A 26,323-nucleotide genomic window follows, 5' to 3' on the forward strand; every position below is an offset into this window, starting at 1 on the left:
AAGGGAACCGGTGGTGCTCAGCCCACGGTGTCGGTGGAGGATCCCGTGCCGTACGCGACGGTCGGCTCCAGCCTGTTCATCATTCGGGGCGTCGTCATCGCGTCGGCCACCCGGCCGTTGAGCCCGCCGACGCCGACGCCGACGACGCTGAAGGACCGCCGGTGCTCGACCGTCCCGTTGACCGTCCTCTGCCGCTGCCCGAGGTGGAACGGGCACCTCTCGACCTGCGCGCAGGCAGCAGCCAGCGGCCAGTAGTCATCGCAATCCCCCGTGGAAGATGAGAACCAGTCGGCCGAACTGTAGGGGCGCCCCCGACCCTTGTCTATATCGATCACGGTCCGTGACCTCGGACCAGATTTCGCCGCTCACCGGGCACCGGGAAACCACCCACGGTGAACGCTTTCCCGCAGCACGAAGGCGGCCGTCCACTCAGGACAGTGGACGGCCGCCGTCGTGCCGGTGGTGTCGAAGCGGGATCAGGCCCAGGCCGGGCCCGTCGCGGACAACAGCGCCGCCTCCCGCTCCGGGGCCAGACCGACCGGGGCGCGCTGTGGCCGGCCCGCCCGCGGCGGCACCGTGCCCACCTGCCGCAGCCACGCCCAGGTGTCCGCGACCGTCTCCGCCACCGGGCGGCAGGTCAGCCCGGCCGCGTACGCCTTCTCGACGCCGCGCTCCTGCAACCAGCGGTACTCGTGCCCGGCCGGAATCCAGGCCGGCAGGTCGTTCCACGGCACCACCCCGGCGGCCAGGATCGGCTCCGGGTCGGTCCACCGCAGCCGGGCGTCGGCACCGGTGACGGCGACGCAGGCGTCGAGCAGCTCGCCCATGGTCGCGTGCCCGGTGCGGCTCACCACGTTGAACGCCCCGCCCAGCCCCTCCGCGCCCCGGTCCAACATCCAGCCCGCCAGGTCCCGCACGTCGACGTACTGCAACGGCAGGTCGACCGGGCCCGGCGCCAGCACCTCCCCGCCCCGGGCGATCCGCTCCAGCCACCAGGGCAGCCGGCCGATGTCCTCCCCCGGCCCGAGGATCAGCCCGGCCCGGGCGAGCAGCGCCCGGTCGCCGAACACCTCCCGCACGGCCCGCTCGCCGCCGGCCTTGTTGTGCGCGTAGTCGCCGTCGTCGGCGTCCGACTCGGCGTCCACCACGGGGGCCTCCTCGCCCACCCCGTCGACGACCGGCTGCGCGTAGACCGAGCCGCTGGAGACGTAGACGTAGCCGCCGACGCGGTCGACCAGCGCGCGGGCGGCGTCCCGCGCCGCCCGGGGCGCGCCGTCCCAGGTGTCGACCACCAGGTCCCACTCGCCGTCCGCCAGCGCCGCCAGGCCGCCGGGCGCGGTCCGGTCACCCCGCAACCGGCGTACGCCCTCCGGCGCCGCGCCGTGCAGGCCCCGGTTGAACACCGTCACCGACCAGCCCCGACGCACCCCCTCGGCGACCGTGGCGCCGCCCACGAAACCCGTCCCACCCAACACCAGCAGTCTCATGGGCTCCACTGTGCCGGCTCGGACCGGTCGTCCGGCCCCCTGTTCACGGTGAGCGGATCTGCCCAGGGCAGAAGATCCGGCGGGCGAGGGCGACGCGGGTGGAGGGAGACACGGGTGACGGAGCACCGCCCCTGGAGAGCACGAAGGCCCGCCACCGACGACGGTGACGGGCCTCGCGGATCATCTGGTGGGCGATACTGGGTTTGAACCAGTGACCTCTTCCGTGTCAAGGAAGCGCGCTCCCACTGCGCCAATCGCCCGTGGTGGCCACCCGGGCCCGGCAGACCGGGCCGGTAGTGGCGGGATGCGAGCGGACGACGGGATTCGAACCCGCGACCCTCACCTTGGCAAGGTGATGCGCTACCAGCTGCGCTACGTCCGCGTGTCGCCGGCGTTCCCCGGCGACGGGATGAACTCTACCCGACGGCAAGATCGCCCGGCACGCCGCCCCGCCGGCCACCGCGGGCGATTCCCGCGCAGCCGATGGTTGCGCTGGTCAGCCACCGGGTACTGACCTCCTTCGACAGCACACCACATCCCCTGACCAAGGAGGCTGTCGTGGGTATCGGCACCAGCATCTTCCTGATCGCGCTCGGCGCGATCCTCACCTTCGCGCTCGACGCGAGCCTCGGCGGCATCGACCTCGACATCGTCGGCTGGATCCTGATGGCGGCCGGCGTGCTCGGCCTGATCATGACCACGCTCATCTGGGGACGCCGCCGCCAGGTGGTCAGCACGACCGAGCCGGTGGAGTACCGGCGGGTCGAGGAACGCCGGGACGTCGCCCCGCCGCTCTGACCCGACCGCCCCGCGCGGCCGACGGAGTCGGACGGTCGCCGGACGCACCGCGACGCACGTGCCGGGCACCCCGCGAGGGTGGCCGGCACGTCGACGTCACCGGCCCCACCCGCCCGGGGCCTGCCGGCGTGCCGGGCGTCACCCCTCCGCCGCCTCTCCTCGTGACCCTCGCCACCCGGGTACTACCGTCTGCTGTCGTGCGGACGGAGCAGGACGGGTCGCGAACGCCCGGGCGACAGCCGTCGCGAGTCCGCTTCGAGCACGCCGAGGCCGTCGTCGCGATGACCCGCCTCGCCGCCGGCCCCGATCCCGTCCGGGCCGTCCTCGACACGCTCGCCCGTCGATCCACCGCGGCCGCCCTGATCGGCGTGGACGGCGCCCTGCTGGCGGTCCACCCGGGGCGGGACCCGCTGGACCGGGCCGTGCTGGGCGCCGCCGCCCGCGCCGTACCTGAGCTGCACGGACGCGGCACGCCGGCGGCCGTGCGGGGCGGCTCGGGCGCGCCCACCGTCCACCTGGTCGCCCTCGGCGCCGGGGAGCGCGACGACGGCGCGGATTGCGACCCCGACGGCGGGATCGAGCCCGCCCCCTGGCTCGCGGTGGTGGACCCGGTGGACCCACTCCCCGGCGACCTGCTCGCCGACGCGGCGCGCGTCCTCGGTCTCTGCTGGCGGCTGGAACGCTCGGAGCGGGCCCGGCGGCGGGTCGCCGCCGGCGACGTGCGCAGCCGGGAGGCGGTGCTGCACCTGCTCATGGTCGGCGACGTGGCACCGGCCCGGCGCATCGCCGCGGCACTGCGTCCCCACCTGCCCGACCTTGTCCGGGTGTGCGTCGTCGAGTGCGCGCCCCGGCGACGCGGCGAGGCGGCCGGGCAGGTGACCCGCGCGCTGGGCGGGCGGGCCTGGGTGGTGCCCTGCCCGGTCCGCTCCCGGCACCTCATCGCGCTGGTACCGGCCCCGGACCGCGCCGGGCCGCGAGGGGCCGGCGACGCGGACGCGCTGGGGAGACTCGTCACCGGACGGGTGCCCGGGACGCGGATCGGGGTGAGCGAGCCGGTCCCGCTGCGCCGCACCGCCGCCGGCTACGAGCAGGCGTTCCACGCCCTCGCGGTGGCCCGGAACGGACCGGACGGGCACTGCCGCTTCGACCGGGCGACGGAGCTGCGCGCCCTGCTCGGCGCCGCGGGGCAGGACTGGGCGCGGACGCTGCTGACGCCGTGCCTGTCGTACCGGCCGGCCCGACGGATCGATCCCGACGGGCAGGAACTGCTCGCCACCCTCGGCTCCTGGCTCGCCTTCGACGGCGCGGCCCACCGGCACCTGCGGATCCACCGCAACACCCTGGCGGCCCGGCTGGCGCTGCTGCGCGACCGCCTCGGGCTCGACCTGTCCCGGATCTCCGACCAGTCGGTCGCGTGGTTGGCCCTGCACCTGCTCGGTTCCGCCGCGACCCCGGAAGACGTGCCGGAGGCACCGCCCGTCGTCGGTGGTGGCGCGGACGGCGCGTTCGGGCAGGGGGCGGCGGCCGACAACCGGTGGATGGGCCTCGACCGGCTGCTGGCGACCCCCGCCCTGTGCCTCTGGGCGCGAGGCCAGCTCGCATCCCTGGAGGCCGGCGGGACGCCCGTCGGCCTGGTCACCGTACGCGCGTGGCTGCGCGCCGAGGCGCGACTGCCCGACACCGCCGCCGCGCTCGGCGTCTCGGTGTCCGCCGTACGCAAACGCCTCGGCCGGGCCGAGCAGGCGCTGGGGCGTTCCCTGCTGCGCGGGCCGAGCGCCCGGCACGAGCTCTGGCTCGCCCTGCGGACCCTCGACGCGACCGCCGACGCGGGCCTGGTCGACGACCCGGCCGGGTGGCCGCCCGCCTGACCGCCGGTGGCTTCCCGCCGTGCGCCCCCGAGCGGCGGCGCCGGTCGCGGTCGTTGTGCAGCCCGACACCGCCGGCGCCGTCGCTGTGCGGATCGGTCCTCGCGCCCGGCCGGCGCTGCTCCCTACCGTTGCTGGGAGACGGCGGCGAGGACGCCACCATGTGAGCCCGACCGGCGATCCGGTGAGCTGACGGCCGACGTCCGGACGCGCCGCAACGGGGGACGCGTCCGGCCGGCTCCGGGGGGTGCGGCCGCCCCGCCCGCGACGACACCGCGGGCGGGCGGCCGTGGTCGCCCATGACTCCGGGTCCAACCGGGGCGATCCGGGCGCGGCCTTCGAAACGGTGACGGTCCGAACGGCAGTGCCCTGTGCGCGGCGGAGGCTCGGCGCAGCGGCGTCCGGGAACGGCGAAGGCCCGTCACCGGATGGTGACGGGCCTTCGTTCTGGTGGGCGATACTGGGTTTGAACCAGTGACCTCTTCCGTGTCAAGGAAGCGCGCTCCCACTGCGCCAATCGCCCTCGCCTATTGCCGAGGTGGGGACGGGATTTGAACCCGCGTACACGGCTTTGCAGGCCGTTGCCTCGCCTCTCGGCCACCCCACCGAGGTTGCCCCCGTCATGCGTGGCGGCATCTCCGAGCGGACGACGGGATTCGAACCCGCGACCCTCACCTTGGCAAGGTGATGCGCTACCAGCTGCGCTACGTCCGCGTGCCCCCGGCGTTAACCGGTGACGGATGAGAACTTTAGCCGAGCCGGCGAGCGGTTGCCAAATCGGGGTGGTTCTCGGCGCGTCCGATGGTGACGGGTTGCCTCACCTCCAAGCTTCCTAGGAGCCTGCCCAGCTACTCCTCCCTCGGTCCGGGCGAAGCGGGTCGGCCGCGGCGCCGGTCGTGGCGTGGCCGAACTGTCCGGCTTCCGACTCTCGGGAGGGCGGACGGGCCGTTATCGGTGACGCCTCGTGTTCAAGCTGATGCGCTACGGTAACGGCGTGACGAGACGTGCGGCCGAGATCCGCCTGGATGCCCTGCTGCGCACGGCCTGTGACGTGATCGTGGAGCGGGGTCTGGCCAACACCCGCACGGCCGACGTGGCGCAGGCGGCCGGGGTGAGCCAGGCGTTGGTCTTCTACCACTTCGCCACGAAGGACCGGCTGCTCGCGCAGGCGTTCGCGTACGCGGTGGAGCAGGACCTGGCCCGGCTGGACGCGGTGATGCGGTCCAGCGCCCCGCCGCTGACCAAGCTGCGCCGGATCGTGAAGCTCTACACGCCGGCCGGCCGGGCGACGTCGTGGGCCATGTGGATCGACGGCTGGGCGGAGTCGCTGCGCACCCCGGAGCTGGAGAAGGTCTCCCGCCGGCTCGACCTGCGCTGGCGGGAGGACCTCGCGGCGGTGATCTCGGAAGGCGTTCGCGACGGCACCTTCGAGTGCGCCGACCCGGCCGGCGCCGCGTGGCGGATCAGCGCCGTGATGGACGGCCTGGCGGTGCAGCTCGCGGTGCACGACCGGGTCATCTCCCGCCGCCAGCTCGCCGAGTGGGTCCGCCTGGTCACCGCCCGCGAACTCGGGCTCGACCCGGACCAGCTCGACTGATCCCGACCGCCCGAGGCCGGCGGACCGGACCAGCTCGACCGATGCCCGTCACCGGAGGGCGGCGGAGCGGACGGGCTCGACCGATCCGGCCATCCCCGCCCGAAGCCGGCAAAACGGCTCGGCCCCCGAGGCCACCCGGAACAATCGTCGGCATGGACCCGCTGGAGACGTACCGCCGCAGCCTGGCCGAGTTCACCGACCGGGTGGAGCTGGTCGGCTCCGGGCAGTGGTCGGACCCGACCCCCTGCCCGGACTGGGACGTCCGGGCGCTGGTCAACCACGTCGTCGGCGAGGACCGGTGGTGCGTGCCGCTGCTCGCCGGCCGGACGATCGAGGAGGTCGGCGACCGCTACGACGGCGATGTGCTCGGCCCGGACCCGGTCGAGGCGGCCCGGGAGGCGGCGGCGCAGGCTGAGCTGGCCTTCACCCACCCCGGGGCGCTGGCACGCACCGTCGCGCTCTCCGCCGGCGAGACCCCGGCGGAGGAGTACCTGCACCAGCTCATCGCGGAACACCTGATCCACGGCTGGGACCTGGCCGTGGCGATCGGCGCGGACCCCCGGCTGGACGCCGATGCGGTCGCCGAGTGCGCCCGCTGGTTCGGCCGACGGATCGGCGACTACCAGCGGGACAGGCTGATCCGGTCGGGGGCCGACGTGCCGGCGGAGGCCGACCAGCAGGACCGCCTCGTCGCCGCCTTCGGCCGCGACCCCGACTGGGCGCCGTAGCCCCCTGCGTCGCGCCCGCCGCCACCGGGCGGCAGCAGCGCGGCGACCACCATCCTCTCCTGGCGGCGGCGGGCCGAGGCGCGTCGCCGACGAGCCCGTGGCGCTCCAGGTAGTCGACCGCCACCGGTCTCCACCCTCCGTGAAGCCGCCATCGCGGCCGGGCCCGCCTTGAGTAGGCGTGGCCCTTGTTCCCGCCGACCCGGGCTGATATCCACAGATGTGCATGTGTCACCGCACTGCGCGGCCGGCGTAGGGCCGGCCACCCCCGCTCCCACGAGGAGGTCCCGTGGCACAACCGGAGTGGACACCCTGGATGAGCCGGCGTCGACGCCGGCTCGTTCCCGTCCTGGCGGCGACCGCGGTGGTGGCCGCGCTGCTCCCCGCCGGCCCCACCGCCGCCGTCCCCACCGGTGGTGCCGCCACCGAACGGCGCTCCGGCCCGTTCGCCGAGGGGCACGAGCACGCCGACGTCGACAACCGCCCCGGCACCGCCGCTCCCGACGCCCGGCAGCGGGGCCTGGCCCGCAAGGCCGACCCGGACGTCCGCTGGAACCGGCTCGGCACCCCGCACGCGCTCGGCCCCGCCCGCGCCCCGCTCGCCACCGGCCTCCCCGGCGACCCGGAGGCGGCCGCCCGCGCGTACCTGACCGGCAACCAGGACCTCTTCGGCCTGGACGCCGCCGCGGTCGAGGCGATGGACCGGCTGCTGGTCCGGCCGATCGGCGACGGCGCGGTGGTCACCCTCCGGCAGCGCTTCGGCGCCCTGCCGGCCGGGCACGACGGCCTGGTCACCGTCGCGGTCGCCGCCGGCACGGTCCTCGCGGTCAGCTCCTCGCTCTCCCGGGACACCGCCGCGCCGGCGCCCGCCACCCTCACCGACGAGCAGGCGTACGACGCGGCGCTCGCCGACGCCGGCCTGGCCGCCGACGCGGTCCGCAGCCACAGCGTGCGGGCCGTCGCCGTGCCCACCCCGCTCGACGGGCCCCGGGCCGCGTACGAGGTGACCCTGATCGGCGCCGACGACGACCACCCGGAGTCGTTCACCACCTACGTCGACGGGATCACCGGGAAGGTGCTGGTCCGCGAGGACCTCGTGGACTTCGACTCCGACAACCCGAGCTGGGCCGTCTTCCCGGCCACCCCGCCGCGCGACCTCGGCCCCGGGCAGGACCCCCGGGTGCGCTGGTGCGGCGACCCCGCACCGGAGTGCCGGGAGGCGTTCCGCGACCCGGCCACCGGGCAGCCGTGGGACGTCGACACGGCCACCGGCACGCCGACCGGCACCGCGCGTGGCAACTCCGCCAACACCGTACGGTCCTGGGGCGGCGGCACGCCGGCCGTGCCGGTCGCGCCCAGCCCGCAGCGGCGCTACGAGTACCCGTTCACCGACCAGTGGCACCAGGCCCGCTGCAACCCCGCGGTGTTCACCTCGGCGCAGCGCAACGACGGCGACGCCGCCATCGCCAACCTCTTCGCCATGCACAACCGGATGCACGACTGGGCCTGGCACCTCGGCTTCACCGAGGCCACCTGGAACCTCCAGGCGGTGAACCTGACCCCGCAGGGCCGGGGCGGCGACGCCGAGCAGGGCCGCGCGCAGCAGGGCGCGCTCAGCGGCAACCGGAACAACGCCAACCAGGGCACGCCGCGCGACGGGCTGCCGCCGACCACCAACATGTACCTGTGGCAGCCGCAGGCCGGCGGGCCGTACCCGCCCTGCGTCGACGGCGACTACGACATGACGGTGATCGGGCACGAGTACACCCACGCCATCACCAACCGGATGATCGCCGGCCCGGACAGCGGCATCGGCGGGCACCAGGGCGGTTCGATGGGCGAGTCGTGGAGCGACCTGCTGGCCGCCGAGTACCTCTTCGAGCACGGGCTGCGCGCCCCCGGCGAGACGCCCTACGTCACCGGCGGGTACGTCACCGGCAACCTGGTCAGCGGCATCCGCAACCACGACTTCAGCCGCAGCCCGCTGAACTATTCCGACGTCGGCTACAACACCGGCGGGCCGGCGGTGCACGCCGACGGCGAGATCTGGAGCGCCACCAACTTCCGGGTCCGCGCCGCGCTGATGAAGCGGTACGGCGTCGGCACCCCGCAGCGCCAGCTCGAGTGCGCGCAGGGCAGGGTGGCGGTGGAGCAGTGCCCGGGCAACCGGCGCTGGGCGCAGCTCGTCTTCGACTCGTTCCTGCTCCAGGCCGCCAGCCAGGTCAGCATGCTCGACATGCGGGACAACATGCTCACCGCCGACCTGCTCCGTTTCGGCGGCGCCAACCAGGACCTGCTCTGGGCCGAGTTCGCCCGCTCCGGGATGGGCCAGGACGCCGCCAGCAACGGCGCCTCCGACACCGACCCGACGCCGAGCTTCGCCGCCCCCGACGCCGACAACGCCGTGCTCACCCTCCGCCCGAAGGGCGACAGCGCCGACGCGCCGATCCGGGTGTACGTCGGGGCGTACGAGGCGCGGGCGGTCCCGGTGGCCGACACCGACCCGGCGACGGCGCTGCCGGACCGGATCGAGCTGGTGCCCGGCACGTACCAACTGCTCGCCGTCGCGCCGGGCTTCGGCCACCAGCGGCTCACCGTGGTCGCCAAAGCCGGCAAGGAGGGGTACGTCGACCTGCGGATGAGCCGCAACCTCGCGTCCACCGCCTCCGGCGCGACGATCACCGGCGACGGGGTCAACCTGGACCGGATCGCCGACGACACCGAGGCGACCAACTGGGCCTCCCTCGACGGGGTGGCCGGCAAGCAGGTCACCGTGGCGCTGCCCGGCGACGCGCCGCAGGTCGTGAAGCGGGTCAACGTCAGCGCGATGCTGCGCCCGTCGATCACCGGCGACGCCGACCCGGGCAGCCAGAACTCGCTCAGCGCGCTGCGGTCGTTCGCGGTGTCGGCCTGCAACGCGAAGACCACCGACTGCGCGGATCCGGCGAACTGGCAGCGGATCCACACCAGCGCGGCGGACGCGTTCCCGGGCGGGGCGTACCGGGCGTACGTGCGGGACATCAACCTGCGCGAGTTCCCGGTGCCGACCACGCTGGCCACGCACCTGCGGCTGGAGGTCCTGGCCAGCCAGTGCACCGGCGGGCCGGACTACGCGGGCGAGCAGGACGACGACCCGGCGACCACCACCGACTGCGCGACCGCCAGCCCGGCGCGTACGCAGGTGCGGATCGCGGAGTTCCAGGCGTTCTCGAAGTGACCGTCCGTCGGGGCCGGCCGGCGCGCCGGCCGGCCCCGACGGAAGCGGGGCGGCCCGGCCGGTAGCCGGGAGTGTTCGCTCCGGTCGCCAAGCGCGGGAGCGGATTCCACCGACCGTGGTGGACCGGTCACCGCCGCCCCGCGACACACCGGACGGGGCGGCGGGAGAGAATCGGCGGCGTGTCCGACCTTTCCACCGCCTTCGTCCGGCTGCACGCCCGCCTCGCCCCGGTCGCCTTCGTCCCCGAGGTGCGGCTGCACCAGGCCGACGACGCCATCGGGCTGTGGGAGCTGACCGAGGGCGAGTTCCGCAGCGCCCAGCCGCCGCCGTTCTGGGCCTTCGCCTGGGCCGGCGGGCAGGCGCTGGCCAGGTACGTCAGCGACCATCCCGAGCTGGTCGCCGGCCGCCGGGTGCTCGACCTCGCCGCCGGCTCCGGCCTGGTCGCCATCGCCGCCGCGCGGGCCGGCGCCGCCGCCGTCCGTGCCGTGGAGATCGACGAGCTGGCCGTCGCGGCCGTGGCGGTCAACGCCGAGGCCAACGGGGTACGCGTCGACGCGGAGCTCGGCGACATCCTCGACGGCGACGCCGGCGGGGCCGAGGTGGTGTTCGCCGGGGACGTGTTCTACAGCGAGGCGATGGCCAACCGGGTGCTGCGCTTCCTGCTCCGGGCCGCCCGCGCCGGGGCGGACGTGCTGGTCGGCGATCCCGGCCGGGCGTTCCTGCCCCGCGACCGCTTCGACGAGCTGGCCGCCTACGACGTGCCGGTGCCCGAGACGCTGGAGAGCGTCCGGGTGAAGCGCACCACGGTGTGGCAGTTGCGGGCCGGGCTGCCGGGAGCCGCCCGATAGCGTGTCGACGTGCTGTTCCGGAGCTGGGCGCAGACCACCGACGCGCACTGGCCGGACGTGGCCCGGGTGGCCGACCACGTGGGTGTCGAACACCTGGTGGTGACCCGGCACGTGCTGGTGCGGGAGGTGCTGACCGACCCGGTCACGTACCGGCCGGACAACGCGCTGGACGCGGTGACCCCGATCCCGGTGGCCGCCCTGCGGGTGCTGGCCGGGCACCGGTTCCGGCTGCCGCCGACCCTGGCGAACAACGGCGGCGCCAGCCACCCGCAGATCCGGGCGATCGTCGCCGAGGCCCTGCACCCGACCCGGGTCGCCGCGCAGCGGCCCTGGCTGACCGGACTGGTCCGGGAGCGCCTCACCGCGATCGGCGCCGCCCTGGACGCGGGCGCGCCGGTCGACCTCTACGCCGAACTCGCCGCCGACCTGCCGCTGCTGGTGCTGGCCCGGCTGGTCGAGCTGCCCGACACGCCGGTCGGGGCCGTGAAGGCGTTCGCCCGCACGGCGCTGGAACTGTTCTGGGCGCCGCTGGACGCCGACCGCCAGGCGGCGCTCGCGGCCGAGGTGGGCCGGTTCCACCGGGTGCTGCGGGAGTTCGCCGAGACCGGGGGCGGGCTGGCGGGGTCGCTGCGGGCCGCCGGGCACCCGCCCGACGTGGTGGTCGGCGCGCTGTTCTTCCTGCTCGTCGCCGGCCAGGAGACCACGTCGCAGTTCCTCACCCTGCTGCTGCACCGGCTGGCCGGCGAGCCGGCCGTGCTGGCCGGCCTGCGGGCCGGCACCGTCGCGGTCGCCGACGTGGTCGAGGAGGGGCTCCGGCTGGAGCCGCCGATCGTCACCTGGCGACGGGTGGCCGCCGTGGACGCCACGCTGGGCGGGACGGCGGTGCCGGCGGGCACCAGCATCGTGCTCTGGCTGGCCCGCGCCGGCCGGGACCCGGCCACCGTGGAGGCGCCCGACGAGTTCCGGCCCGGGCAGCGCGGATCCCGCCGGCACCTGGCCTTCGGGGCAGGCGCGCACCGCTGCGTCGGCGACCAGCTCGCCCGGATGGAGGCGGCGGTGGTGGTCGGCGAGACGGCGCCGCTGCTGGACGGGGTCGCCGTCGTCCGCGAGCCGTGGTGCCCCGACAACCTCACGTTCCGGATGCCCGACGCCTTCGTCGTCCGACGCCACTGAGCCGCCGACGTGGCCGCCCGGTGGCGCCGCGCTGGGCGCGCGCGGGCCCGGGGCGGGTCAGCCCGGGGCGGGTCAGCCGCTGGGCTCGACCAGCCCCGCCTCGTACGCGAGGATCGCCGCCTGCACCCGGTTGCGCACCTCCAGCCGGGTGAAGATGCTGGTCAGGTAGCTCTTCACGGTGCCCTCGACCAGGTAGAGCCGGCGGGCGATCTCGGCGTTGGACAGTCCCGCCCCGACCAGTGCGAGCACCTCCCGCTCCCGCTCGGTCAGCCCGGCGAGCCGGTCCCGCGCCACCGGCCGGCGGGCCACCCGGTCCCCGCCCAGCTCGATCACCCGGCGGGCCACCCGCGGCGACAGGTACGCGCCGCCGTCGGCGACGGCGTGCACCCCGGCGATCAGCTCGCGCGGGTCGCCGGCCTTGAGCAGGAACCCGCTGGCCCCGTGCCCGAGCGCCCGGGCCACGTGGTCGTCCTCGCCGAAGGTGGTCAGCATGACCGTCGCCGTCTCCGGCACGAGGCGGCGGATCTCGGCGGCCGCGCTGAGCCCGTCCAGCCTCGGCATCCGGATGTCCAACAGCGCCACCCGGGGCCGGTGCGCCCGGACGAGGTCCACGGCGGCCCGGCCGTCGGCAGCCTCACCGATCACCTCGATCCCCGGATCGGTGGCCAGGATGGCCCGGACACCGGCCCGGATCATCGCCTCGTCGTCGGCGAGCACGACCCGCACCGGGCCGCCCGTGTCAGCGTTCATCCGTGATCCGCTCCTTGCTGACCAGCCGGCCGTCGGCGAAGCAGAGCCGCCAGGTCGGCTCGGCCAGGGGGAAGTTCCCGTCGGTGTAGTACTCGCAGCCGGGCCGCGCCGGCTCGGCGGGCGGGTCGAGCTGGCGCCGGGGCAGCCCGGTCAGCGCGGCGCGCTCCGCGCCGAGGGGCATCCGCGCGAAGGCGTCCGCGTGAAGCACCGTACCGGCGGTGGCGACCGGGTAGTAGACCAGCGACAGGACGAGGGCGAGGCCCACCGGGGCGCCGAGCGCCGTCAGCAGGCTACGCCGGACCCGTCGGCGGGCGGCGCGCAGCCGCCGCTCGGCCTCGGCCGGCCGAGGGCCGCCGGCGGAGCCTGGGGCGTCGGCGGGGCCTGAGCCGTCGGCGGGACCTGGGCCGCCGGCGGAGCCTGGGGCGCCGGCGGAGCCTGGGGCGCCGGCGGAGCCTGGGGCGCCGGCGGGCGGGAGGACGGCGTCGGCGCCGGGAAGGCCGTCCAGCGGCAGCCGGGCGCGGACGGCGAAGCCGCCACCGCCCAGGGGGCCGGCCGTCAGGGCACCGCCGGCGAGGCGGACCCGCTCGGCGAGGGCGAGCAGGCCGGATCCGCTGGACGGCGGGCCGGGCAGCGGCCCGGCCGGCGGCGGCGCGTTGACGACCGACACCTCGACCTGGTCGCCGTCGCCGGCCAGGGCGACGGTGACCGCCGCGCCGGGCGCGTACCGGGCGGCGTTGGTGAGCGCCTCCCGGACCACCCGGTGCAGGGTGCGCGCGGTGGCCGCCGGCAGGTCCGGCAGCCCGCCCGGCGGGTCCACGTCGACCGCCATGCCGGCCTCCCGGGCCCCGTCGACCAGGTCCGCGACGGTCTCGTCGGCCGGCCGGGTGGTGGCCGTTCCACCCTCGTCCCGGAGCACCCCGATGATCCCGTGCAACCGCTCGGTGGCGGCCGCGACGCTGGCCCGCAGTTCGCCGGCGGCGGCCCGGTGCGCCGGGGCGAGGTCGTCGGTGACCTCCAGGGTGGCCGCGCGCAGGGCGATCAGGCTCAGGTCGTGCCCGAGCGAGTCGTGCATCTCCTGCGCGATGCGGGCCCGTTCCCGCAGCCGGATCCGCTCCGCGGCGCCCCGCTGCTCGCGGTCCCGGGCCTCGGCGTGCCACCGGCCGGCGTCGGCCAGGGCGGCCTGCTGGCGCCGGTACCGCCCGACGAGCCACGGAAACACCCCGGCGAAGAGCAGCACCGAGGCGAGCAGGAACCAGGTGGCCACGCCGGTGCCGAGCAGCCCCAGGTTGAGCGCGGTGCCGCCGGCCGCGATCGCGGCGAAGGCGAGAGCAGCCGGCACGGCGGTGGCGCTGCGGCGGCCCGTCAGGTAGCTGAACACCGGGATCGCGAAGAGGAAGTTGCCGTCCAGCAACGAGCCGAGCACCGCCGCCACCAGGGCGGCCACCGGCCACCGCCGGCTCACCGCGACCGCCACGGCGAGCAGCAGCAGCGCGCCGACCGTCAGGGCGACGGCCCGCCCGGAGTGCGGCGGCGTGACGCCCGCGTACCCGATCGGGGCGGCGGTCACCAGCCACAGGAGCAGGTCACCGGTCCACCGCCGGACGCCCGCCCGGGCCACCCGTCCACCGCCCGCGAGCGCGGCCCACCAGCTCTCCACGGCGGCCAGGCTACCCACGCCCGACCCGGGCGGGCACCGACGAAAGTCAGGTGCTCATATCTCGTCGGCCCAGGCCCGCCAGTCGTCGAGCACCCCGTAGAGCGCCGGGGTGAGCCAGCCGGGCGCGGACCGCCGGAACACCCCCGGGTCCATCGCGCCGGCACCGGCCGGCAGGGCGCCCAGCAGGTGCGGCACCAGCTCGGTGAGGTTGGCCCAGTGCACCAGCTCCGGGTCGGCCGGCCACGCGCCGATCACCACGCCGGCCGGCACCGCCCGGCGTTCCAGTGCCTCCAGGGTGAGCGCCGTGTGGTTCAGGGTGCCCAGCCCGGCCCGGGCCACCACCACGGCCGGGGACCCCAGCGAGACCGCCAGGTCGGCCACCGTCCAGGGCTCGCCCGACGGCCGCAGCCCCATCGGTACGAGCAGCCCGCCGGCGCCCTCCACCAGCACCAGGTCGTGCTTCTCGGCCTCCTCGCGGACCGCGTCGACGGCGGTGTAGAGCTCCAGCGGCTCCAGCTCGGCGACCCGGGCCGCGGCCAGCGGGGCGAGCGGGTCCGGGAAGCTGGCCAGGGTGCGGCCGGTCAGCGGGGCGGCCAGCCGGGTGACGGAGTCGATGTCGCCGGGCTCGCCGGTGGCCGTACCCGTCTGGCCGGGCTTGACCACCGCGACGCGCAGGCCGGCGGCCTGCGCCGCGGCCGCGATCGCGGCGGTCACCACGGTCTTGCCGACCTCGGTGTCGGTGCCGGTCACCAGCACCGGCCCCCGCCACGGCTTGGTCACCGTGCCACCTCAGTTCGCGACTGCGGGGCTCGCAACACCGCCTCACTCCTCGCGCTCACGGGTGCCACCTCAGTTCGCGACTGCGGGGCTCGCAACACCGGCTCACTCCTCGCGCTCACGGGTGCCACCTCAGTTCGCGACTGCGGGGCTCGCAACACCGGCTCACTCCTCGCGCTCACGGTGCACACTCCACGATGACCTCCAGGGCCCGCTCGAAGTCCCGCCGGGGCACCCCCGCGCTGATGGTGAGCCGCAGCCGGGACCGGCTGTCCGGGGTGGACGGGGGGCGGAAGCAGCCGACGGCCACCCCCCGGTCGCGGCAGTCGGCCGCCCACGCGGTCGCCGCTTCGGGCCCCGGCGCGGTGACCGAGACGACCGCGCCGTCGGGGTCGGAGACGGCCAGGCCGGCGGCGGTCAGCCGGCGCACCGCGAGGGCGGCCCGCTCGGCCAACTCCGCGCGCAGGTCGTCGCCGGCGCGGGCCAGCCCGACGGCGGCGTGGACACCGGCGGCGACCGCCGGGGGCAGCGCGGTGTCGAAGATGAACGTCCGCCCGGTCTCGACCAGGTGCCGGACGAGCGCGGCCGGCCCGGCGACCACGCCGCCCGCGCCGCCGAGCGCCTTGGACAGGGTCGCGGTGACCACCACGTCGGGCTGGCCGGCGAGACCGGCGGCGGCGACGCCCCCGGCGCCCGCCGGGCCGGTCACCCCGAGGGCGTGCGCGTCGTCGACGAGCAGTATCGCGCCGTGCTCCCGGGCGACGGCGTGCAGCCGGGCCAGCGGGGCGAGGTCGCCGTCGACGGAGAAGACCGACTCGGTGACGACCACCGCCGGCCGGCCCGGCGCGGCGGCGAGCGCGGCGGCCACCGCCGCCACGTCGGCGTGCGGCGTCACCACGGTCTCCGCGCCGGAGATCCGGCAGCCGTCGATCAGCGACGCGTGGTTGTGGGCATCGGAGACCAGGAGCGTACGCGGCCGCACGAGCGCCCGGACCGCCCCGAGGTTGGCCAGGTAGCCGGACGAGAAGACCAGCGCCCGGTCGGTGCCGAGCCAGTCGGCGAGGGCGCCCTCGAGCGCGTGGTGGGCGTCGGTGGAGCCACGCACCAGCCGCGACCCGGTGGCCCCCAGCCCGTACGCGGACAGCGCCCGCGCCGCCGCGGCGGTGACGTCGGGGTGGGTGGCCAGGCCGAGGTAGTCGTTGCCGGCCAGGTCGACCACGGCGTCGCCGGCGTCCCGGGGCACCAGCGTGCGGGTCAGCCCCGCCTTCGCGCGCAGCTCGGCGCGGCGGTCGAGCGCCGCCAGCCAGTCCGCCACCGTCACCCCCACGCCGCCCGTGCCGCTCGTCGTCGGCTGCTTCCGCCGGGCGAAATTACCACCCGCCGGACCTGGCCCGGCGCGTCCACCCCGGCGCCGCCGGCCCGACACGCTGGCCGTTCTTCCCGGCCGGGCGGCCTTGTAGGGTACGAGCCATGCCAGAGATCCTCGACCAGGCCCGAACCCAGGTGCTGGAGAACGGCGTCGGTCTCGACGAGGCCGGCGTCCTCGCCGTGCTGAACCTGCCCGACGAACACCTGCCCGCCGCGCTCCAGCTCGCCCACGAGGTGCGGATGCGCTGGTGCGGCCCCGAGGTGGAGGTCGAGGGGATCGTCTCGCTGAAGACCGGCGGCTGCCCGGAGGACTGCCACTTCTGCTCGCAGTCCGGCCTGTTCACCTCGCCGGTGCGCTCGGTCTGGCTGGACATCCCGTCGCTGGTCGAGGCGGCCAGGCAGACGGCCGCGACCGGGGCGACGGAGTTCTGCATCGTGGCCGCCGTGCGCGGCCCGGACGCCCGGCTGATGAAGCAGATGCGCGAGGGCGTCGCCGCGATCAAGGCCGAGGTCGACATCCAGGTGGCCGCGTCCCTGGGCATGCTCAGCCAGGAGCAGGTCGACGAGCTGGTCGACATGGGCGTGCACCGCTACAACCACAACCTGGAGACCTGCCGCTCCTACTTCCCGAACGTGGTCACCACGCACTCGTGGGAGGAGCGCTGGGAGACGCTGCGGATGGTCCGCGAGTCCGGCATGGAGGTCTGCTGCGGCGGCATCCTCGGCCTCGGCGAGACGGTGGAGCAGCGGGCCGAGTTCGCCGCGCAGCTCGCCGAGCTGGACCCGCACGAGGTCCCGCTGAACTTCCTCAACCCCCGGCCCGGCACCCCGCTCGGCGACCGGCCGGTAGTGGAGGGCAAGGACGCGCTGCGCGCCATCGCCGCCTTCCGGCTCGCGATGCCGCGCACCATCCTGCGGTACGCGGGCGGCCGCGAGATCACCCTCGGTGACCTGGGCACGCGCGACGGCCTGCTGGGCGGCATCAACGCGGTGATCGTCGGCAACTACCTGACCACCCTGGGTCGGCCGGCGACGGCGGATCTCGAGCTGCTCGACGACCTGAAGATGCCGGTCAAGGCGCTCTCCGCGACGCTGTGAGCGCCCGGTGACGACGAGCGACACGGTGAGCGCCCCGGTGACGACGAGCGACGCGGTGCCGGCGTCGGGCGACGCGGTGCCGGCGGCGGGCGACGCGGTGCCGGCGGCGGGCGACGCGGTGCCGACTGCGGGCGGCGCGGTGCCGGCGGCGGGCGGCGGGGTGGCCGCCGACTCGTGGTGCGACCGGTGCGGCGAGCCGGCCGGCGCCGGTGCCCACGCGGCCTGCCGGGCGGCGCGCGAGCTGGAGCCCCCGCGGTACTGCGGGCGCTGCCGCCGCCGGATGAAGGTGCAGGTGCTGCCGGTCGGCTGGGCGGCGGTCTGCGTCGAGCACGGCGAGATCCGGGGCTGAGGGGATGCTGCGGGGCAAGGCGGTCACGCTGCGTCCGGCCACCGCGGCCGACGTGCCGGCGCTCGCCGCGATCCGCGCCACCCCGCAGGTCCGACGCTGGTGGCGCGGCGGCGACGACCTTGCCGCGGCCGTGCGGGCCGACCTGGCCGACGACGACCTGTCGGTGTACGCGATCGAGCACGACGGCCGGGTGGTCGGCGCCATCCAGTGGTACGCCGAGGACGACCCGGACTACCGGCACGCCAGCCTGGACGTCTTCCTCGACCCGTCGGTGCACGGCCGGGGGCTCGGGCCGGACGCGATCCGCACCCTGGTCCGGCACCTGGTCGAGGCGCACGGGCACCACCGGTTCACCATCGACCCGGCGGCGGCGAACACCCCGGCCGTGCGCAGCTACGCCAAGGTCGGCTTCCGTCCCGTGGGCGTGCTGCGCCGCTACGAGCGCGGCGAGGACGGCCGCTGGCACGACGGGCTGCTGATGGACCTGCTCGCCGACGAGCTCACCGACTGACCGCCCGGCGCCGGCGCCAGCGCCACCACAGCACCGACCCGGCGACCCCGCCGACCATCAGCAGCACCGGCACAGCCGGCAGCAGCAGGAGCGGCCGGGCCGGGAACGGACGCGGGTCGGGGGCCCTGCCGCCGAACCGGCCGGCCTCCATCAGGACGCGCGCCACGTCCATCGCCCGCACACCGTCGGGCGGGTCGAGCAGCACCTGGACGCGCCCCTCGGGGCGCAGCGACACCAGCTGGACGTGGCCGGTCTCCCGGTAGCCGGTGTCGTCCCACTCGTTGCCCTCCCCCATGGTCATGCCGGGCTCCGGGACGTACCGGAGCGCGACCATGGCACGGCCGTTGCTCCAGCCCAGCGCCCGCAGGGCCTGCCCCTGGACCGGGGGCACGGCGGGGCCGGTGCCGTCCCCGCCGGTCGCCGCGTCGACGTAGCCGGTCCGCCAGGTGCGGGCGGCCCGCTGGTCGGCGTCGCACCAGCTCCGGCAGCCGTCGAGACGGAAGACGGCGACCGCCGAGCCGTCGGGGGTGAACGCGCCGACCCCGGCGAGCCGCTCGTCCGGCCCCAGCTCGCGGGACCAGGCGACCGTGCCGGCGCGGTCCAGCATGGTCAGCTCGCCGCCGGCGGCGACGGCGATCCGAGTGCCGTCCGGAGAGAACGCGGCCAGCGACCCGGTGCGCAGGCTCCACCGGTCGCCGAGGTCGCCCCCCACCCGGCGGCTGGCACCGGTGGCCAGGTCCAGCAGGAGCAGCCGGCTGGGGCGTACCCCGTCGCCGTCCGGGTCGCCGTCGTGGTGGTGCAGCACGAGCAGGGCGTCGCCGCCCGGGGCCCAGGCGACCGGCGTGGTGCAGCAGGTGCTCTCCGCCCCGCCGGCGAAGGACCGCCGGTCGCCGGTGGTGAGGTCGGTGACGTGGACCCACCCGTCGGCGGAACCATCCGCGACGTACCGGCTGTCCGGAGAGAGCAGCACGTCGACCCCGGCGCTGCGCTCTGCGTCGCCGTAGAGCAGCATGCGGTACTTCCCACCCATGCCGAGCACCGCCACCTTGCCCTCGTGGTCGATCGGGTCGATGCCCCGCAGGCCGAGGTGGTCGCCGCCGCTGAACAGCAGCGACGCCCGGCCGGGCGGATCCTGCTCGACGGTCGCCTGCCACATGTACGGCAGCCCGATCCGGTGCGGCACGGCGTCGGGCACGGCGCCCGTCATCGACCGCTGCTCGACGGTGCCGAGCGTCACCGGCACGCCGAGGGCGCAGGCCAGCACCACCACCAGCGACGCCACGGCGGCCCGCCGCCGCGCCCGCCGCCGCAGCCGCCGTCCCGCCGTCCACGGGTCGTCGCCCAGCCGGACCGGTGGCATCCGCTCGCCCAGATCCCGCAGCACGTTCCGCAGCTCCTCGCCCATCACGCCTCCCCCGCCGTCGCGCCGACCAGCTCGGCCAGTTCGGCCAGTTCGGGAGCGTGCGTACGCAGCCGCGCCAGCGCGTCCCGGGTCTGGCTCTTGACGGTGGAGACCGAGCAGCCGAGCGTCTGGGCCGTCTCCACCTCGGTGAGGTCCTCGTAGAAGCGCAGCACCAGCACGGCCCGCTGCCGGGGCGCCAGCCGGGCCAGCGCGGCCCGCACCACCAGGGCGCGGGCGACGTCGGCGCTGCCGTCCGGCAGGGCCCGCTCCGGCGGCTCGGCCCGCAGGTCCACGCCCCGCCACCGGCGCCGCCACAGCGACACGTGCTGGCTGTACATGGTGCGCCGCACGTACGGGTCGGGGTCGCCGGCCGCGCTGATCCGCTCCCAGTGCCGGGCGACCCGCACCAGGGTGAGCTGGACGAGGTCCTCGGCCTGGTGGCGGTCTCCGGTCAGCAGCCACGCCGCGCGGGACAGCGCCGCGATGCGCCCCGACACGTACGCGCGGAACGACTCCTCAGGGTCCACACCCCACCTCCCGACCAGGACCACGCGCGGCGACGCCCCGACGGGTGGGTCCGGTGGGAGATTTTCTCAGCCGTCCCAGACGAGGTCGCCGCCGTCGAGCCGGCGGGCGCCGGCAGCGGGCCGGTGCGGGGCACGCCGCCCGTCAGGCATCAGGTGGACCACCGGCACGCCGCGCCCCAGCGCGGCCACGTCGGCGACCAGCCGCCGGTGGCAGCGCCACCAGACGCTCTCGCTGCACATCACCGCCGTGGTCCGGGCCGCCGCGTCGGCGAGCACCGCGTCCAGCGCCGCCCGGAAGTCGGCGGTACGGGTGTACGCCGCGTACGCCCGGAAGGCGGCAACGGTCCACCAGCTGTCCGGCTCGGCGGTGCCGGCCGGGGTGTGCCGCCGCCCGCCGAGGCGCTGCTCCCAGCGGTAGTCGATCCCGGCCGCCGGCAGCCAGCGTGCCAGCTCCTCCCGGCGGACATCGGGGTTGGTGCGGCTCGCGGGGAACCGCCGCACGTCCACGACGAGGGCGATCCCGGCGCCGGCGAGCAGTTCGCCCAGCCGCGTCCGGTCCGCCGCCCCGTGCCCCACCGTCAGCAACTCCACGTGGAGGGGATGCCCCGAATCCTGGACAGTTACCGTCCTCGGAAAACGGAAGCTGTCCAAGATCCGCGGGCCGGACGGTCGGGGATCCGGCGGCGCGGGGCCGGGCGGGCGGCGATGGTGGGACGGATGTGGCCCATCCTTCCCGCCGACGAGGCCGACGCGCTCGACTGGCTGGCGTTCGACCAGGCCGGCGTCGTCACCACCGCCCAGGCGACCCGGCTGCTGACCGAGGGCACCGTACGCGGACACGTCCGCTCCGGGCGCTGGCGCTCGATCTGCCGGGGCGTCCTGCTCACCGGCAACGGCCGGCTGACCCGGGACCAGCAGTTGTGGGTGGCCGTGCTCGCCACCGGTCCCGGGGCCGTGCTGGCCGGCGCGACGGCTGCCGCCGAGGCGGGCGTACGCGGGCTGCGGCCCAAGCCGCTGCACGTGCTCGTGCCGGCGCACCGGCGGGCGGGCCGCACGGTGTTGGGCCGGCTGCCGATCGACATGCCGGCGGTCGTCGTGCACCGCACGTCGGTGCTGCCGGCGGCGCATCTCCAGCGCGCCCGGCCGCCGCGGACCTGCACCGCCCGGGCATTGGTGGACGCCGCCGGCTGGGCCCGTACGGTCGACCAGGCGCAGGCGACGCTGGCGGCGGGCTGTCAGCAGCGACGGGTCACGCCGGAAGAGTTGTCGGCCGTGGTGGCGGCGCTGCCCCGAGCCCGTCGGCGGGCGTTGATCCGGCAGACCGTGGCCGACATCTCCGGCGGTGCGGAGGCGCTCTCGGAGCTCGACTTCGTCCGGCTCTGCCGCCGCCACGGCCTGCCCGCGCCCGGTCTCCAGCAGCGGCGCGCCGACGCCTCCGGGCGCACCCGGTGGCTCGACGCGTACTGGCGGGAGTGGGGGCTGCACGTGGAGATCGACGGGGCGCACCACATGGACGTCCGGCACTGGGCGGCCGACATGAAGCGCCAGAACGACGTCTGGACCTCCGGGGACCGCATCCTCCGCTTCCCGGCGTGGCTGGTCCGCGCCCGCCCCGACGAGGTCGCCGACTCCGTCCGCCGTGCCCTCATCGCCGCTGGCTGGCGACCCGCGAAGTAATCTTGGACACTTCCCGCACTCGGCGAACGGCAACTGTCCAAGATCCGCGCGACCGGCGAGCGTCAGGGGACGGTGAAGGGGTGGCGTGAGAGAGGCCGGCGGGCTGGGGCCCGGGGCGGTGTGGGTGCCGTGACGACCGGCCAGGATGAACCGGTCCCGACGCGGGCGCCCGAACGGGGCGTCCGCGGGGCCGATCGCGTTACGTCGACACGCCTGCCGACGGTGAGGAATTCCGACACCGAGCCGCTCGATCTCGCCGCGTCGCCGCTGCTCAGGCCGATCGACCGATGTCCACGACCGTCACGCATTGTGCGATCATGTGCTGTCCCCTCGATCAACTCCGGAGGAGTCCTCATGGCACACCGTCGGCGCGTGGCGCGCGCTGCCGTTTCCACAGCCGCCGCCACGGCCCTTCTCGCGCTCGCCACCCCGGCCTGGGCGTCGAGCACCACCCAGATCAACCCCGACCACAAGGGCAAGACCGCCGCCGGCTTCCCCACGCAGAAGTGCGAAGACGAGCGCTTCGACGACCTCGCGGCCGGTCAGGACGGTTGGCACTTCGTGCTTCCCGGCGGCGAGAAGGCCGGGAGCTTCGAGAGCATCACCCTGACCTTCGACAACGGCACCGGCCCGGTGACCGTGAAGGTGCCGGACGCCTCCGACGCCTACCCCGACTACCTCTACTCCGCGGGCGGCCGGGTCATGCACGCCTACGTGTTCACGCCGGCCGGATGGGAGCTGGTCGACGGCACCGCCACGATCAGCGGCAAGGCCAGCAAGTTCAACCTGAGCCACACCTGCGCCGGCACCGCCCCGACGCAGTCGCCGACCCCCAGCCCGTCGACGTCGACCTCCCCGTCGCCGTCCACCTCGGTGTCGCCCTCGACGTCGGTGTCCCCATCGGAGTCCACCTCCCCGAGCGGGTCCGTCTCGCCGTCGGAGTCGGTCTCGCCGTCGACGTCGGTCACGCCGTCGGAGAGCACGGGCGGCAGCGGCGGTGGCGACGACGACGAGAACGAGGGCGGCCTGCCGCTGACCGGCGTGGCGACGACCAGCATCGCGCTGGGCGGCCTCGCCCTGATCGGCGGCGGCGCGCTGCTGATGCTGCGCCGCCGGCGCGACAACGTCACCTTCACCAGCTGATCCGACCCAGCGCCCGACCGGCCGCCGGACACCTCGTCCGGCGGCCGGTCGCCGTTTCGGTCCGGCCAGCCGCCGTTGCGCCCGTCGGCCAGCGCCACTTCCGGCCCGACGACCAGCGCCACTTCCCGCCCGACGACCAGCGCCACTTCCCGCCCGACGACCAGCGCCACTTCCGGCCCGACGGCCAGCGCCACTTCCCGCCCGACGGCCAGCGCCACTTCCGGCTCGACGGCCGGCGCGTCGAGCCGCCGGAGCTGCTCGCGCCCGGTCTGGCGCCGGTCGGCTCCGACGAGCACTGACGGCAGGCCCGGTGGGCGCCGCCGGACGCTCATCACATCATCCAAGTCTATGGATACCTTGTCCGCGTACACCCTGCTCAGGGACGTGGTCGGCGGCCGGGAGGTCGCGCCACGGCCGGCCGGGCGCGGGCCGGGCGTTCCGGCATACGAACGTACGGTTGCCGCGCCGCTTTCCGGCGCGCGACAGTACCCGACACCAGCGGTGCCATCGACGCCGCCGCTCCCCCGGCCACACCCTGAGGAGATCGCGATGGCTCTACGACTTGCCGACGGCACCGCCTGGTCCGACACCCTCGCCCGCGCGGTGGCCGCCGCGCCGGAGGCGTTCGGCACCCCGGTCGACGGCGTCACCACGCTGCACAACCTCGTGCGCGGCGACTGGCACGCGGTGGGCACGCCCAGCCCGGTCCGCACCCCGGTCGACAACACGATCCTGGTCAACCTGCCCCGCCTCGACGCGGAGACCGCCCGCGCCGCGGTCGCGCACGCCGCCGCCGCGCACCGCGCCTGGGCCGACACCCCGCTCGCCGAACGCAAGGCCCGGGTCACCGACGCGCTGGACGCCCTCACCGCCCACCGCGACCTGCTCGCCCTGCTGCTGGTCTGGGAGATCGGCAAGCCGTGGCGGCTGGCCTGCGCCGACGTGGACCGGGCGCTGGACGGCGTCCGCTGGTACGTCGGCGAGATCGACCGGATGCTCGCCGACGGCCGGGAGCCGCTGCCCGGGCCGGTCAGCAACATCGCGTCGTGGAACTACCCGATGAGCGTGCTCGTGCACGCAGAGCTGGTGCAGCTGCTCGCCGGCAACGCGGTGATCGCCAAGACCCCGTCGCAGGGCGGCGCGGTCTGCCTCACCGTCGCGCACGCCCTGATGCGCCGGGCCGGGCTGCCCGCCACGCTGGTCTCCGGCGGCGGCGAGGAACTCTCCGAGGTGCTCGTCCGGGCCCCGGAGGTCGGCGCGGTGGCGTTCGTCGGCGGTCGTTCCAACGGCGGCAAGGTGGCCGCCGCGCTGCTCGACTCCGACAAGCGGCACTTCATCGAGCAGGAGGGCCTCAACGCCTGGGGCATCTGGGACTTCTCGCAGTGGGACCTACTCGCCGGGCACCTCAAGAAGGGCTTCGAGTACGGCAAGCAGCGCTGCACCGCGTACCCGCGCTTCGTGGTCCAGCGGGACCTCGTCGACGAGTTCCTCGACATGTACCTGCCGGTGGTGCGCTCGGTCCGGTTCGGACACCCGCTCGCCGTCGGCGACGACTGGACCGCCGGAGACCCGCTGCCCGAGCTGGACTTCGGCCCGCTGATCAGCGCCGCCAAGGCCGACGAGCTGCGCCGCAAGGTCGACGAGGCGGTACGCGGCGGCGCGGTGCCGCTGCACCGGGGCAAGCTCGCCGGCGCGCCGTTCCTGGACGGGCAGGACACGTCCGCGTACGTGGCGCCGTCGGTGCTGCTGGCCCCGCCCGGCCGGTCCCGGCTGATGCACGCCGAGCCGTTCGGCCCGGTCGACACCATCGTGGTGGTGGACACCACCGACGAGCTGCTGGCCGCGATGAACGCCTCCAACGGCGCGCTGGTCGCCTCGCTGGCCTGCGACGACGAGGAGCTGGCCGGGAAGCTGGCGGTCGACCTCCAGGCGTTCAAGGTGGGCATCAACAAGCCGCGTTCCCGGGGCGACCGGGAGGAGCCGTTCGGGGGCCGGGGCGCCTCCTGGAAGGGCGCCTTCGTGGGCGGCGACCTGCTGGTGCAGGCGGTCACCCAGGGCGGCGACGGTCGCCTCTACGGCAACTTCCCCGACTACAGCAGCTACCCGACCACCTGAGCGGCGCACCGGTGGCCGGACCCGTTGCTGCGGGCCCGGCCACCGGCGCGAGCCGCCCCCGGTGCGGGGCCGGCCCCCGGCGCGGAGCCGGTCGAGGCGTCCTGATCGGTGCCGGGTCGAGGCGTCCTCAGTGGACGGGCGCTGCCGTGGTCAGGGGGACGGTGAGGGTGAGCAGGGCCCCGTCGCGCTCGACCGGGGTCGGCCGGCCCAGCCGCCGCAGGGCGCGCAGCATCGGGGCGTTCTCCGCCTGGACGTGCAGCACCAGGGCCCCGTACCCGGCGTGCTCGGCGTACCGGACCAGCCGGCGCAGCAGGGCCGAGCCGAGTCCTCGCCGCTGCCAGTCGTCGCGGACCAGCAGCGCCGCCTCCGCCTCGTCGCCCTCGGCGAGCAGGTTCGCCATCGCCACCACCGACTCCCCCGACCCGGCGTCGCCGCCGGCCGTGGCGAGCAGGGTGAGGCCCCGGGCCGGCTCCAGCATCCGGCGCAACCGGGTGGGCGAGGGCAGCGCCGCCCCGCCCAGGTAGCGGCGGTGCCGGCTGCGCGCCGAGCAGCGCCGGTGCAGCTCGACCACGCCCGGCAGGTCGTCCGCGCCCGCCGGGCGTACGGCCGCCTCGGCACCGTCGGGCAGAACCAGGGTGACCTGCTCGGCGGCCCGGCGGGCGACGGTGGCCGACAGCTCCAGCAGCGCCTGGGCCCGGGCGTACTCGGCCGGGGTGAAGTCGGGGGCGGCGCGGCGCAGGGTGAACGCGCCGCCGCCCGGGTCGGCCAGCAGCATGGTGGTGCCGGTGATCCCGGCGCCCGCCCCGGCCGACGCGGGGCGCCAGGTGACGGTGTCCGCGCCGAGCAGGGCACGCAGCGCCTCCCCGGCCGCGTCCGGGTCCCGCACGAGGCGGTTGGCCAGGCCGAGCACCCGGGTGGGCTGGTCGGCCAGCCCGCGCGCCTCGCTGCGCGCGACCCAGCAGTCCCGGCCCCGCCCCCGCTCCACGGCGGCGACGAGGTCGGCCTCGTCGAGCGCGTCCGGCGCGTCGACCAGGAAGTCGTCGACCGCGCCCCGCTCGGTGGTGTGCACCTGCACGGCGAGGATGTTGACCCCGCGCAACGCCAGGCTGGCCGTGAGCACCGACAGGTAGCCCGGCCGGTCGTCCACGGTCGCCCGGATCCGCCACAACGTCATGGTTGCCTCCCTTCCCCGTACGACCCTCGCCGCTGGCTGTTGCGGGCCGGTTGCCCGGCGGTGAC

At 75.9% G+C, this 26,323-nt stretch carries 23 protein-coding genes and 5 tRNA genes; 13 read left to right on the plus strand and 15 right to left on the minus strand.

All coding sequences use genetic code 11. The features are described 5' to 3' along the window. Nucleotides 1–17 precede the first annotated feature (17 nt). The 4 genes from ACGF5G_RS21285 to ACGF5G_RS21300 all read right to left on the minus strand — a co-directional run bounded on the left by ACGF5G_RS21285 (nucleotide 18) and on the right by ACGF5G_RS21300 (nucleotide 1,869). The gene (locus tag ACGF5G_RS21285; protein ID WP_393265169.1) at nucleotides 18–335 is read right to left on the minus strand and encodes a hypothetical protein; all 318 of its coding nucleotides are present in this window, start codon (nucleotides 333–335) and stop codon (nucleotides 18–20) included. Nucleotides 336–476: 141 nt separating this feature from the next. Next, a complete protein-coding gene (locus ACGF5G_RS21290) occupies nucleotides 477–1,487 on the minus strand; it encodes an NAD-dependent epimerase/dehydratase family protein (protein ID WP_393265171.1) in 1,011 nt (336 codons plus the stop codon). Nucleotides 1,488–1,672: 185 nt separating this feature from the next. Then, nucleotides 1,673–1,747, minus strand: a tRNA-Val gene (locus tag ACGF5G_RS21295). A gap of 49 nt (nucleotides 1,748–1,796) precedes the next feature. Then, nucleotides 1,797–1,869, minus strand: a tRNA-Gly gene (locus ACGF5G_RS21300). A gap of 176 nt (nucleotides 1,870–2,045) precedes the next feature. Between ACGF5G_RS21300 and ACGF5G_RS21305 the strand changes: the two genes are divergently transcribed. Both ACGF5G_RS21305 and ACGF5G_RS21310 read left to right on the plus strand, forming a co-directional pair. Further along, nucleotides 2,046–2,285: a DUF6458 family protein gene (locus ACGF5G_RS21305; protein WP_350711694.1), complete on the plus strand. Its 240-nt coding sequence runs from the start codon at nucleotides 2,046–2,048 to the stop codon at nucleotides 2,283–2,285. Nucleotides 2,286–2,482: 197 nt separating this feature from the next. Further along, nucleotides 2,483–4,153, plus strand: coding sequence for a helix-turn-helix domain-containing protein (locus tag ACGF5G_RS21310; protein WP_393265173.1), 1,671 nt, complete (start codon nucleotides 2,483–2,485; stop codon nucleotides 4,151–4,153). Nucleotides 4,154–4,598: 445 nt separating this feature from the next. Here the strand turns inward: ACGF5G_RS21310 and ACGF5G_RS21315 are convergent. From ACGF5G_RS21315 to ACGF5G_RS21325, 3 genes are all read right to left on the minus strand, one after another. Beyond that, nucleotides 4,599–4,673, minus strand: a tRNA-Val gene (locus tag ACGF5G_RS21315). A 13-nt stretch (nucleotides 4,674–4,686) separates the two neighbouring features. After that, nucleotides 4,687–4,757 (minus strand) — tRNA-Cys (locus ACGF5G_RS21320). Between the two features lie 34 nt (nucleotides 4,758–4,791). Then, a tRNA-Gly gene (locus ACGF5G_RS21325) sits at nucleotides 4,792–4,864 on the minus strand. Nucleotides 4,865–5,144: 280 nt separating this feature from the next. Here ACGF5G_RS21325 and ACGF5G_RS21330 point away from each other — a divergent pair. The 5 genes from ACGF5G_RS21330 (at nucleotide 5,145) to ACGF5G_RS21350 (ending at nucleotide 11,710) form a co-directional block, all read left to right on the plus strand. Next, nucleotides 5,145–5,747: a TetR/AcrR family transcriptional regulator gene (locus ACGF5G_RS21330; RefSeq protein WP_350711691.1), complete on the plus strand. Its 603-nt coding sequence runs from the start codon at nucleotides 5,145–5,147 to the stop codon at nucleotides 5,745–5,747. Between the two features lie 152 nt (nucleotides 5,748–5,899). Then, nucleotides 5,900–6,475 (plus strand): TIGR03086 family metal-binding protein, encoded by a 576-nt coding sequence (locus ACGF5G_RS21335; RefSeq protein WP_393265175.1) that lies wholly within the window; start codon nucleotides 5,900–5,902, stop codon nucleotides 6,473–6,475. Between the two features lie 286 nt (nucleotides 6,476–6,761). Next, nucleotides 6,762–9,689: a M36 family metallopeptidase gene (locus ACGF5G_RS21340; RefSeq protein WP_393265178.1), complete on the plus strand. Its 2,928-nt coding sequence runs from the start codon at nucleotides 6,762–6,764 to the stop codon at nucleotides 9,687–9,689. A gap of 179 nt (nucleotides 9,690–9,868) precedes the next feature. Continuing rightward, a complete protein-coding gene (locus tag ACGF5G_RS21345; RefSeq protein ID WP_350684270.1) occupies nucleotides 9,869–10,537 on the plus strand; it encodes a 50S ribosomal protein L11 methyltransferase in 669 nt (222 codons plus the stop codon). Between the two features lie 9 nt (nucleotides 10,538–10,546). After that, a complete protein-coding gene (locus ACGF5G_RS21350; protein ID WP_393265181.1) occupies nucleotides 10,547–11,710 on the plus strand; it encodes a cytochrome P450 in 1,164 nt (387 codons plus the stop codon). A gap of 72 nt (nucleotides 11,711–11,782) precedes the next feature. Here ACGF5G_RS21350 and ACGF5G_RS21355 read toward each other — a convergent pair whose 3' ends face one another. From ACGF5G_RS21355 to ACGF5G_RS21370, 4 genes are all read right to left on the minus strand, one after another. Then, nucleotides 11,783–12,460, minus strand: coding sequence for a response regulator transcription factor (locus ACGF5G_RS21355; RefSeq protein WP_350711683.1), 678 nt, complete (start codon nucleotides 12,458–12,460; stop codon nucleotides 11,783–11,785). Next, nucleotides 12,450–14,117: a sensor histidine kinase gene (locus ACGF5G_RS21360; RefSeq protein WP_393265183.1), complete on the minus strand. Its 1,668-nt coding sequence runs from the start codon at nucleotides 14,115–14,117 to the stop codon at nucleotides 12,450–12,452. The genes ACGF5G_RS21355 and ACGF5G_RS21360 overlap by 11 nt, the downstream gene beginning before the upstream one ends. A 54-nt stretch (nucleotides 14,118–14,171) precedes the next feature. Next, entirely contained in the window at nucleotides 14,172–14,873 is a 702-nt protein-coding gene (gene bioD / locus ACGF5G_RS21365) for a dethiobiotin synthase (RefSeq protein ID WP_393265597.1), read from the minus strand. Between the two features lie 199 nt (nucleotides 14,874–15,072). Further along, a complete protein-coding gene (locus ACGF5G_RS21370) occupies nucleotides 15,073–16,209 on the minus strand; it encodes an 8-amino-7-oxononanoate synthase (protein ID WP_393265186.1) in 1,137 nt (378 codons plus the stop codon). A 155-nt stretch (nucleotides 16,210–16,364) separates the two neighbouring features. On the opposite strand from ACGF5G_RS21370, the gene bioB reads away from it, so the two are divergent. The 3 genes from bioB to ACGF5G_RS21385 all read left to right on the plus strand — a co-directional run bounded on the left by bioB (nucleotide 16,365) and on the right by ACGF5G_RS21385 (nucleotide 18,220). After that, nucleotides 16,365–17,360 carry a biotin synthase BioB gene (gene bioB, locus ACGF5G_RS21375; protein ID WP_350711677.1) on the plus strand — a complete coding sequence of 332 codons (996 nt, stop codon included), beginning with the start codon at nucleotides 16,365–16,367 and terminating at the stop codon, nucleotides 17,358–17,360. Between the two features lie 118 nt (nucleotides 17,361–17,478). Continuing rightward, a complete protein-coding gene (locus ACGF5G_RS21380) occupies nucleotides 17,479–17,709 on the plus strand; it encodes a hypothetical protein (RefSeq protein ID WP_393265599.1) in 231 nt (76 codons plus the stop codon). A 4-nt stretch (nucleotides 17,710–17,713) separates the two neighbouring features. Then, nucleotides 17,714–18,220: a GNAT family N-acetyltransferase gene (locus ACGF5G_RS21385; protein WP_393265189.1), complete on the plus strand. Its 507-nt coding sequence runs from the start codon at nucleotides 17,714–17,716 to the stop codon at nucleotides 18,218–18,220. Here ACGF5G_RS21385 and ACGF5G_RS21390 read toward each other — a convergent pair. The 3 genes from ACGF5G_RS21390 to ACGF5G_RS21400 all read right to left on the minus strand — a co-directional run bounded on the left by ACGF5G_RS21390 (nucleotide 18,210) and on the right by ACGF5G_RS21400 (nucleotide 20,740). After that, nucleotides 18,210–19,625, minus strand: coding sequence for a WD40 repeat domain-containing protein (locus ACGF5G_RS21390; protein ID WP_393265192.1), 1,416 nt, complete (start codon nucleotides 19,623–19,625; stop codon nucleotides 18,210–18,212). The genes ACGF5G_RS21385 and ACGF5G_RS21390 overlap by 11 nt on opposite strands. Next, nucleotides 19,625–20,149: a SigE family RNA polymerase sigma factor gene (locus ACGF5G_RS21395; protein WP_393265194.1), complete on the minus strand. Its 525-nt coding sequence runs from the start codon at nucleotides 20,147–20,149 to the stop codon at nucleotides 19,625–19,627. The genes ACGF5G_RS21390 and ACGF5G_RS21395 overlap by 1 nt, the downstream gene beginning before the upstream one ends. 66 nt (nucleotides 20,150–20,215) lie before the next feature. Then, nucleotides 20,216–20,740 (minus strand): DUF488 family protein, encoded by a 525-nt coding sequence (locus ACGF5G_RS21400; protein WP_393265197.1) that lies wholly within the window; start codon nucleotides 20,738–20,740, stop codon nucleotides 20,216–20,218. 126 nt (nucleotides 20,741–20,866) lie between these two features. Between ACGF5G_RS21400 and ACGF5G_RS21405 the strand changes: the two genes are divergently transcribed. From ACGF5G_RS21405 to ACGF5G_RS21415, 3 genes are all read left to right on the plus strand, one after another. Beyond that, nucleotides 20,867–21,826 carry a hypothetical protein gene (locus ACGF5G_RS21405; RefSeq protein ID WP_393265200.1) on the plus strand — a complete coding sequence of 320 codons (960 nt, stop codon included), beginning with the start codon at nucleotides 20,867–20,869 and terminating at the stop codon, nucleotides 21,824–21,826. A 372-nt stretch (nucleotides 21,827–22,198) separates the two neighbouring features. Further along, entirely contained in the window at nucleotides 22,199–22,969 is a 771-nt protein-coding gene (locus tag ACGF5G_RS21410) for an LPXTG cell wall anchor domain-containing protein (protein ID WP_393265202.1), read from the plus strand. Nucleotides 22,970–23,518: 549 nt separating this feature from the next. After that, nucleotides 23,519–25,084: an aldehyde dehydrogenase family protein gene (locus ACGF5G_RS21415; RefSeq protein ID WP_393265205.1), complete on the plus strand. Its 1,566-nt coding sequence runs from the start codon at nucleotides 23,519–23,521 to the stop codon at nucleotides 25,082–25,084. A gap of 127 nt (nucleotides 25,085–25,211) precedes the next feature. Here the strand turns inward: ACGF5G_RS21415 and ACGF5G_RS21420 are convergent, their stop codons facing one another. Then, nucleotides 25,212–26,258: a GNAT family N-acetyltransferase gene (locus ACGF5G_RS21420; protein ID WP_393265207.1), complete on the minus strand. Its 1,047-nt coding sequence runs from the start codon at nucleotides 26,256–26,258 to the stop codon at nucleotides 25,212–25,214. Nucleotides 26,259–26,323 lie beyond the last annotated feature (65 nt).

Origin of the sequence: Micromonospora sp. NPDC047730, assembly GCF_043204765.1 — a bacterium.
Taxonomy (GTDB): Bacteria; Actinomycetota; Actinomycetes; order Mycobacteriales; family Micromonosporaceae; genus Micromonospora.